Origin of the sequence: Paracoccus sp. (in: a-proteobacteria), from assembly GCF_030536915.1 — a bacterium.
GTDB lineage: Bacteria > Pseudomonadota > Alphaproteobacteria > Rhodobacterales > Rhodobacteraceae > Paracoccus.
This window is the reverse complement of record NZ_JAUNPC010000110.1, coordinates 1-7,880: the sequence shown is the minus strand read 5'-3', so window position 1 is coordinate 7,880 and position 7,880 is coordinate 1. Positions and strand designations below refer to the sequence as shown.

At 68.0% G+C, this 7,880-nt stretch carries 8 protein-coding genes; 6 read left to right on the top strand and 2 right to left on the bottom strand.

Features of this window, described 5'->3' with window-relative positions:
* The first annotated feature begins 69 nt into the window (after window positions 1–69).
* Window positions 70–1,602, top strand: coding sequence for a Ppx/GppA family phosphatase (locus Q4F04_RS13860; RefSeq protein WP_303370395.1), 1,533 nt, complete (start codon window positions 70–72; stop codon window positions 1,600–1,602).
* Window positions 1,603–1,822: 220 nt separating this feature from the next.
* On the top strand, window positions 1,823–2,254 hold the full coding sequence (locus Q4F04_RS13855) for a hypothetical protein (protein WP_303370394.1): 432 nt from the start codon (window positions 1,823–1,825) through the stop codon (window positions 2,252–2,254).
* Window positions 2,255–2,368: 114 nt separating this feature from the next.
* On the opposite strand, the gene groL is transcribed toward Q4F04_RS13855, so the two are convergent.
* Complete coding sequence (groL, locus tag Q4F04_RS13850) at window positions 2,369–4,012, bottom strand: chaperonin GroEL (protein ID WP_303370393.1); 1,644 nt, start codon at window positions 4,010–4,012, stop codon at window positions 2,369–2,371.
* Window positions 4,013–4,058: 46 nt separating this feature from the next.
* Window positions 4,059–4,346, bottom strand: coding sequence for a co-chaperone GroES (gene groES, locus Q4F04_RS13845; protein ID WP_303370392.1), 288 nt, complete (start codon window positions 4,344–4,346; stop codon window positions 4,059–4,061).
* A gap of 171 nt (window positions 4,347–4,517) precedes the next feature.
* Between groES and Q4F04_RS13840 the strand changes: the two genes are divergently transcribed.
* From Q4F04_RS13840 to Q4F04_RS13825, 4 genes are all read left to right on the top strand, one after another.
* Entirely contained in the window at window positions 4,518–5,585 is a 1,068-nt protein-coding gene (locus tag Q4F04_RS13840) for a TraB/GumN family protein (RefSeq protein WP_303370391.1), read from the top strand.
* Window positions 5,582–5,923: a nuclear transport factor 2 family protein gene (locus Q4F04_RS13835; RefSeq protein WP_303370390.1), complete on the top strand. Its 342-nt coding sequence runs from the start codon at window positions 5,582–5,584 to the stop codon at window positions 5,921–5,923. The genes Q4F04_RS13840 and Q4F04_RS13835 overlap by 4 nt, the downstream gene beginning before the upstream one ends.
* A 254-nt stretch (window positions 5,924–6,177) precedes the next feature.
* A complete protein-coding gene (locus tag Q4F04_RS13830) occupies window positions 6,178–7,095 on the top strand; it encodes a manganese-dependent inorganic pyrophosphatase (RefSeq protein ID WP_303370389.1) in 918 nt (305 codons plus the stop codon).
* A 79-nt stretch (window positions 7,096–7,174) separates the two neighbouring features.
* Window positions 7,175–7,880, top strand: a 706-nt coding sequence (locus Q4F04_RS13825) for a TIGR01459 family HAD-type hydrolase (RefSeq protein WP_303370388.1), incomplete at its 3' end; no start/stop codon positions are given.

Sequence of the window (7,880 nt, the reverse complement as noted above, 5' to 3'; positions counted from 1 at the left end):
CCCACGCCAGCGAGTGACCCTCGACCGCGGCCGGGCCTGCCGTCCCGTCGCCAGCCAGTGAGAAGACCGATGAACGTGACGACTGTCTCCGACCAGAAGCCTTCCCCCTTCGGCAAGCAGGGATTGCCCATCCGCTCGGCGCGCGAGTTGAAGCGGGTGGGGGTCGTGGACGTGGGGTCGAACTCGATCCGCCTTGTCGTCTTCGACGGGGCCGCCCGCAGTCCCGCCTATTTCTACAACGAGAAGGTCATGGCCGGGCTGGGGCAGGGGCTTGCCACGACCGGCCGGCTGAACCCCGAGGGCGTGGTCCGGGGGATGGCCGCGCTCAAGCGGTTCGCGGCGCTGGCCCGCGGGATGGGGATCGAGGACCTGACCTGCGTCGCCACCGCCGCCGTGCGCGAGGCCGAGGACGGCCCCGCCTTTCACCGCGCCGTCGCCCGCCAGACCGGCCTGAAGCTGGTGGTGATCGAGGGCACCGAGGAAGCGCGCCTGTCCGCCCAGGGCGTGCTGCTGGGCTGGCCCAACGCCCGCGGGCTTGTCTGCGACATCGGCGGCAACTCGATGGAGGTGGCCGAGGTCGGCAATGGCGCCGTGGGACGCCGCGCCTCGTCCCCGCTGGGTCCCTTCCGGCTGCAGCAGGTCGAGGCCAAGGGCCTCAAGCGCCATATCGAGACCGTCATGGAAGGGCTGGTCGAATCCGTGGGCGGCGACCACGAGCTGATCTACCTGGTCGGCGGATCGTGGCGGGCGATCGCGCGGCTGGACATGGAACGGCGCGGCTATCCGATGACGGTGCTGCACGAATACCGCATGACGCCCGACGCCGTGGCGGCCACGGCCAAGTTCATCGCCCGCGCCAGCCTGTCCGAGATGAAGGCGCTGACCGGGATTTCGGCGTCCCGCCTGGAACTGGTGCCGCTGGCGGTACAGGTGCTGCGTGAGCTTGTCCAGACATTCCAGCCGCGCGAGATCGCCATCAGTTCCTACGGCATCCGCGAGGGGCTGCTGTACGAACAGATGTCCGACAGCATCCGCAAGCGCGACCCGCTGATCGAGGCCGCCCGCTTCACCGAGCGGCAGATGTCCCGCATCCCCGGCACGGGCAAGAAGCTTCACCAGTTCCTGTCGCCCTTGTTCGAGGGCGCCCCGCCCGAGCGTCACCGCCTGGTCCGCGCCGCCTGCCACCTGCACGACACGAGCTGGCGGGCGCATCCCGACTACCGGGCCGAGGCCTGCTTCGACAACGTGACGCGGTCGAACCTTGCCGCGCTGTCGCACCCCGAGCGGGTGTTCCTGGGGCTGGCGCTGCTGCACCGCTACAAGAACGGGCGCGCCGCCGCTTCCTCGCCCATGGCGCCGCTTCTCAAGCTGCTGAGCGATCAGGAGATCCGCGACGCGGAAACGCTCGGCCGCGCCATGCGCTTCGGCGCGATGTTCGCCATCGGCGATCCCGCCGAAGCAGGAGCGCTGGCGCTGGACCGCGAGGCGGGCACCCTGACCCTGACCCTGACCCGCACCGGCCGCAACCTGATGGCCGAGGTCGCCGAGGCCCGGCTGAATGCGCTGGCGGCAGGGCTGGGGGTCCAGGCGGTGGTGGCCTGAACCGGCTTGCCGCTATTCCTGTCCTTCGCGCAGGGCGGCTTTCCCGAGTTCCAGAAATCAGGCGTGACAGTCCTTTGCCGGCGCGGCCATCCTGTCGCCCGGCAGCAGGCGACTTGCCGATCAACCATGATCTGTTGTCTTCCAATCCCGGAACAGGCGGTTCGAAGGGGCGTTTCTCTCGCTGACGCGTCGCGTCGATCTGGCAACAGGGGAGGAAACGATGAAACATGTCATGCGGACAATGGCGCTGGCCGGCGCCGTCGCCGTTTTTGGGGCCGGAGCATTCGCCCAGGATGCCGATCCCGCCACAATGACCTGCACTGACTTCATGGCGCTGAGCGCCGATCAGCAGATGCAGGTGATGAGGGCCTTGCGGACAACTGCCGCGACGCCGGGCCAGGCGGATTCCCCTGCGGCGGGCGGGGCTGATGCGGCGGGCGCTTCCGGTTCCAGTCCTAGTGGGATGGATGCCGACACTTCCGCAAGCGGATCATCTCCGGCCGGAGGTGACTCGCCGTCCACCGGAACAGACACGGCAGCCTCGCCGGAAGCAGGCGAGGCCCTGTCCACGGACCCCGACATCGCCGCCGTATTGGCCAACTGCCAGGGCCACGAGGAATCCCTTGTGACCGAGCGGATGACGGCGATGTAGGACCGTGGTGACGACCGCCATCACCCTGCGTGCAGGAGCGGACCCGTCACAAGAAAAGGGCGCCCTTCGAGGCGCCCTTTCCCTTCCACTCGGCCCTTCGGGCAGGCGGATGGATCACATCATGTCCATGCCGCCCCTGCCGCCCATGCCGCCGCCGGCACCGGCCGCAGCCTTCGGCTCGGGCTTTTCGGCGATCATGGCTTCGGTCGTGATCAGCAGGCCCGCGACCGAGGCGGCGTCTTCCAGCGCGGTGCGGACGACCTTGGCCGGGTCGATCACGCCGAACTTGAACATGTCGCCATATTCCTCGGTCTGCGCGTTGAAGCCAAAGGTCTTGTCGTCCGACTCGCGGATCTTGCCCGCGACCACGGCGCCGTCGACCCCGGCGTTCTCGGCGATCTGGCGCATCGGCGCTTCCAGCGCGCGGCGGATCAGGGCGATGCCGGCGTTCTGGTCGGCATTCGCGCCTTCCAGCCCTTCCAGCGCCTTGCCGGCCTGCAGCAGCGCCACGCCGCCACCGACGACGATGCCTTCCTGCACGGCGGCGCGGGTCGCGTTCAGGGCGTCATCGACGCGGTCCTTGCGCTCCTTCACCTCGATCTCGGTCAGGCCGCCGACGCGGATGACGGCGACGCCGCCCGCCAGCTTGGCCACACGCTCCTGCAGCTTTTCGCGGTCGTAGTCCGAGGTGGTTTCCTCGATCTGCTGGCGGATCTGGCCGACGCGGGCCTCGATCTCGGACTTCTCACCGGCGCCGTCGACGATGGTGGTGTTGTCCTTGGTGATCGAGATCTTCTTGGCGCGGCCGAGCATGTCGATGCCGACATTCTCAAGCTTCATGCCGAGGTCTTCCGAGATCACCTGCCCGCCGGTCAGGATCGCGATGTCCTGCAGCATGGCCTTGCGGCGATCGCCGAAGCCGGGGGCCTTGACGGCCGAGACCTTCAGGCCGCCGCGCAGGCGGTTGACGACCAGCGTGGCCAGCGCCTCGCCTTCCACGTCCTCGGCCACGATCAGCAGCGGCTTCTGGGTCTGGATCACGGCTTCCAGCAGCGGGACCATCGGCTGCAGCGAGGACAGCTTCTTCTCGTGCAGAAGGATGTAGGCGTCTTCCAGTTCCGCGATCATCTTCTCGGGGTTGGTCACGAAATAGGGCGACAGGTAGCCGCGGTCGAACTGCATCCCTTCGACGACTTCGACCTCGGTCTCCATCCCCTTGTTCTCTTCGACGGTGATGACACCCTCGTTGCCGACCTTCTGCATCGCCTCGGCGATCTGCTCGCCGATGAAGGCTTCGCCGTTGGCCGAGATGGTGCCGACCTGCGCGACTTCGGCGCTGTCGTTCACGGGACGCGAGGCCGCCTTGATCGACTCGACGACCTTCGTGGTCGCCATGTCGATGCCGCGCTTGAGATCCATCGGGTTCATGCCGGCGGCGACCGCCTTCATGCCCTCGCGGACGATGGCCTGGGCCAGCACGGTCGCGGTGGTGGTGCCGTCACCGGCCTCGTCATTGGTGCGCGAGGCGACTTCGCGGACCATCTGGGCGCCCATGTTCTCGAACTTGTCGGAAAGCTCGATCTCCTTGGCGACGGTGACGCCGTCCTTGGTGATGCGCGGGGCGCCGAAGGACTTGTCGATGACCACGTTGCGGCCTTTCGGGCCCAGCGTCACCTTGACCGCATCCGCGAGGATGTTGACGCCCTTGAGCATCCGGTCGCGGGCGTCGGTATTGAACTTGACTTCCTTGCCAGCCATTTATCTCTTCCTTGTCAGAGGTTTGAAGCGAACTACCTTCGAGGGATCAGCCGATGATCCCGAGGATGTCGCTTTCCTTCATGATGAGCAGCTCTTCGCCGTCCAGCGTGACCTCGGTGCCCGACCACTTGCCGAACAGGATGCGGTCGCCTGCCTTGACTGCGGGTGCGATCAGCTCGCCCGAATCCTTGCGCGCGCCTTCGCCCACGGCGACGATCTCGCCCTCGGCGGGCTTTTCCTTGGCGGTGTCGGGAATGATCAGGCCGCCCTTGGTCTTTTCATCCGACTCGACGCGGCGGACCAGCACGCGGTCATGCAGCGGTTTGAATGCCATCGTGAACACTCCGATGTTTCAGGTTGCAGTGTATTGTTGGCACTCAGGTCTGCCGAGTGCCAATGGCGTCGAGATAGGTCGGCCTCACGAGGCTGTCAACCCGCAGATGCACGGGTTGGGAAGGTTGGACCCCTGTGCCTAGATGGCATGGGGAACGAAAGGAAACCTCCGATGAACCTTGTCACTCGCCTGCTTGCGCCGATGGTGGCGGCCGCCGCCCTGCTGCTGGCCCCGGACCCCGGCCATGCGCTGACCGACCCCGGCCGCGGCAGCGGATCGGATGCGCCGCTCTGCACCGGCGCCGACCTGATGGCGGATCTTCCCGCCGAGCGGCAGGCGCAGATCGCAGGGGCCGTGGCGGCGACCCCCTACGCCCAAGGCATCCGCTACCGCGCGACCAGGGGAAATGCGGTGATCGAGATCATCGGCACCTATCACTTCGGCGACCCGCGCCACGATCCGATGGTGGACGCCATGCGCCCGCTGATCGACGAAGCGGGCGCGCTGCTGGTCGAGGCCGGGCCCGGCGAGGAACGCCGCCTGACCGCCGCGCTGGCCGACGACCCCTCGCTGATGGTGGATGCCGATGGCCCGACGCTGCCCGAGCGGATGGGCGATGCCGAATGGCGGGAACTCGGCGCCGCCATGGCCGAGCGCGGGTTGCCCGCGATCATGGTCAGCCGCCTGCGGCCCTGGTATGTCGCGATGATGCTGGGGCTGTCCCCCTGCATGATCGAGGCCGCGCGGTCGGGGGATGGTGGCGAGGGCCTCGACCACCGGCTGATGCAGGCCGCCGAAGACAGCGGCACGCCCATTGTCGCGCTGGAACCATGGGACACCGTCTTCGGCATCTTCCGCGACCTCACCCCCGAGGAGGAGCTGGACATGATCCGCGCCGCGCTGCCCGCCGCGCGGCTGGCCGACGACTATGCGGCGACCACGCTCGAAGCCTACTTCCGCGGCGACATCTGGGCGATCTGGGAATACGGGCGGCTGGATGCCTATGATTCCGGGCTGCCGCGCGAGGCCGTGGACCGCCAGTTGCAGCTTGCCGAGGCGCGGCTGATGACCGAGCGGAACAGATCGTGGATCGGGCCGTTGACGCAAGCGGCGGACAGGGCCGCGGCAGAGGGCAGGCCGGTCGTGGCGGCCTTCGGGGCGCTGCACCTTCCGGGCGAGACCGGGGTGCTGCGGCTTCTGGAACGCGACGGCTGGACGATCACGGGGGACAGGGAATGAGCAGGACCGACAACCGCTGGGCCGACGAGGAAGCCTTGTGGACCATGGGGGCCGCCGAGGCGTGGCGCCGGATGCACCCTTCCTGCGTGGTGGTCTTTCCGAAAGGGCTGATGCAGGGGGCCGAGGTCCGGGCCTGGCTTGACGCCGGCCGCCGCTGGACCGCCGCGCGGCTGACCGACCGCCGCATGGTCGAGACCGAGGATTGCGTCGTCCTGGCCTATCGCGTCACGGCGAATGGCAAGAACGGCGACACCGAGGCGCTGTGCAGCTCGACCTGGGTGCGGCAGAAGGACGACTGGCAGATGATCCAGCACCAGCAGACGGCGATCACCGACTAGACCCCGCGCCTTCGCCGGCCCGCGCAGGGGCGGCAGGCCTTCCCGGACCTGCCACGATGGACTGCTGGCCGCGCGAACTCTCCGGCGGACAGCACCAGCGCATCGCATCTGCGCCCCATCTTCTTCGTGCAAGTATCCCGGGGGTCCGGGGGCCGGCCCCCGGTTCGGCGCTGCCGCTTGCACGGCGGTTCCGCTTCACAACAGGCCTCTCCGCACCTATAAGCCGCCGCGACTCCGCCATGAAGGGATGCTCCATGATCCAGGTTTTCGGCCACAAGGCCCCTGATACCGACTCGACCGGCTCGCCCCTGATCTGGGCCTGGTATCTTTCCGAGGCCCGCAAGACCCCGGCCAAGGCGGTGCTGCAGGGGATGCCCAACACGGAAGCCGTGTGGATGCTGGGCAAGTGGGGCGTCGAGATGCCCGAGATCATCGACGACGTGGCCGCGGGCGACCGCTGCGTGATCGTGGACACCAACAACCCGGCCGAACTGCCCGCCTCGCTGGCGGATGCCGAGGTGATCGAGATCATCGACCACCACCTGCTGGCCGGCGGCATCACCACCCGCACGCCCATCAACATCACCATCCGCCCGCTGGCCTGCACCGCGACGATCATGCACGACCTGATCGGCGCAGACCTCGACCGCGCGCCCGCCTGGGTCAAGGGCTTGATGCTGACCTGCATCCTGTCCGACACGCTGGAATTCCGCTCACCCACCACCACGCCGCATGACCGCCGGGTGGCCGAGAAGCTGGCGAAGGAACTGGACATCGCGATCCCGTCCTACGCGACCGAGATGTTCACCGCGAAATCCGACGTCACGGCCTTCTCGGACGCGGCACTGCTGAAGATGGACAGCAAGGAATACATGGTGGACGGCAAGCAGATGCGGATTTCCGTGCTGGAAACCACCGCGCCGCAGGTGCTGCTGGATCGCAAGGACCGGCTGATGGCCGCCATGCCCGGTGTCGCGGCCGAGGACGGCGCCGACCAGGTGATGCTGTTCGTCGTCGACATCCTGAACGAGGAAGCCACGCTGCTGGTCCCCAACGACTTCGTCCGCCGCGTGGCCGAGGCCTCCTTCGGCGTCCCGGTCGAGGGCGACACCGTTGTCCTGCCCGGCATCCTGAGCCGCAAGACGCAGATCATCCCTGCGCTCAAGGTCTGAGCCGGGCAATGAACGACCATGGGGGCCGGGGCGATTCCCGGCCCCTCGCATTTCCGAAGGCCAGCGAAAGGGCAGGGGCATGACCCGCATCATCAAGAACCTCGCCGAGATCGGCGGCGACTATGGCGTGCTGTTCTGCGACCTCTGGGGCTGCGTTCATAACGGCAAGATGGCCTATCCCGCGGCGATCTCTGCGCTGCGGGCCTATCGCGCGGGCGGGGGCCGGGTGGCGCTTGTGACCAACGCCCCCCGCCCGCGCCCGCTGGTGGCCGAGCAGATCGCGCGCCTTGGCGTGCCGGATGACGCTTGGGACGACATCGTGACCTCGGGCGACGCGGCACAGGATGCGATGTTCTCGGGCCGCGTCGGCGCCCGCGTCTGGCATGTCGGCCCCGACCGCGACATCGGCTTCTTCACCGAAACGGACGATCCGCGTGCCGCCGAAATCACCCGCGTGCCGCTGGACGAGGCCGAGGGCATCGTCGTCACCGGCCCCTACGACGACATGACCGAGACGCCCGAGGATTACCGCGAGCGTCTGGAACAGGCCCGCGCCCGCAACCTGCCGCTGCTTTGCGCCAATCCCGACCTCGTGGTCGATTACGGCGAGCAGCGGCTTTACTGCGCCGGGGCGCTGGCTGCGCTTTATGAGGACATGGGCGGCGAGTCGCTGTATTTCGGCAAGCCCCACGCGCCGATCTACGACCTCGCCCGGCGTCACCTCGGCATTGGCCCCGAGGTTCCGGCGCTCGCCATCGGCGACGGCATCGGCACCGACGTCGCGG

Coding starts and splice junctions, on each gene's coding strand:
- Q4F04_RS13860 (WP_303370395.1), top strand. CDS start 70: ATGAACGTGACGACTGTCTCCGACCAGAAGCCTTCCCCCTTCGGCAAG.
- Q4F04_RS13855 (WP_303370394.1), top strand. CDS start 1,823: ATGAAACATGTCATGCGGACAATGGCGCTGGCCGGCGCCGTCGCCGTT.
- Q4F04_RS13835 (WP_303370390.1), top strand. CDS start 5,582: ATGAGCAGGACCGACAACCGCTGGGCCGACGAGGAAGCCTTGTGGACC.
- groL (WP_303370393.1), bottom strand. CDS start 4,012: ATGGCTGGCAAGGAAGTCAAGTTCAATACCGACGCCCGCGACCGGATG.
- groES (WP_303370392.1), bottom strand. CDS start 4,346: ATGGCATTCAAACCGCTGCATGACCGCGTGCTGGTCCGCCGCGTCGAG.
- Q4F04_RS13830 (WP_303370389.1), top strand. CDS start 6,178: ATGATCCAGGTTTTCGGCCACAAGGCCCCTGATACCGACTCGACCGGC.
- Q4F04_RS13840 (WP_303370391.1), top strand. CDS start 4,518: ATGAACCTTGTCACTCGCCTGCTTGCGCCGATGGTGGCGGCCGCCGCC.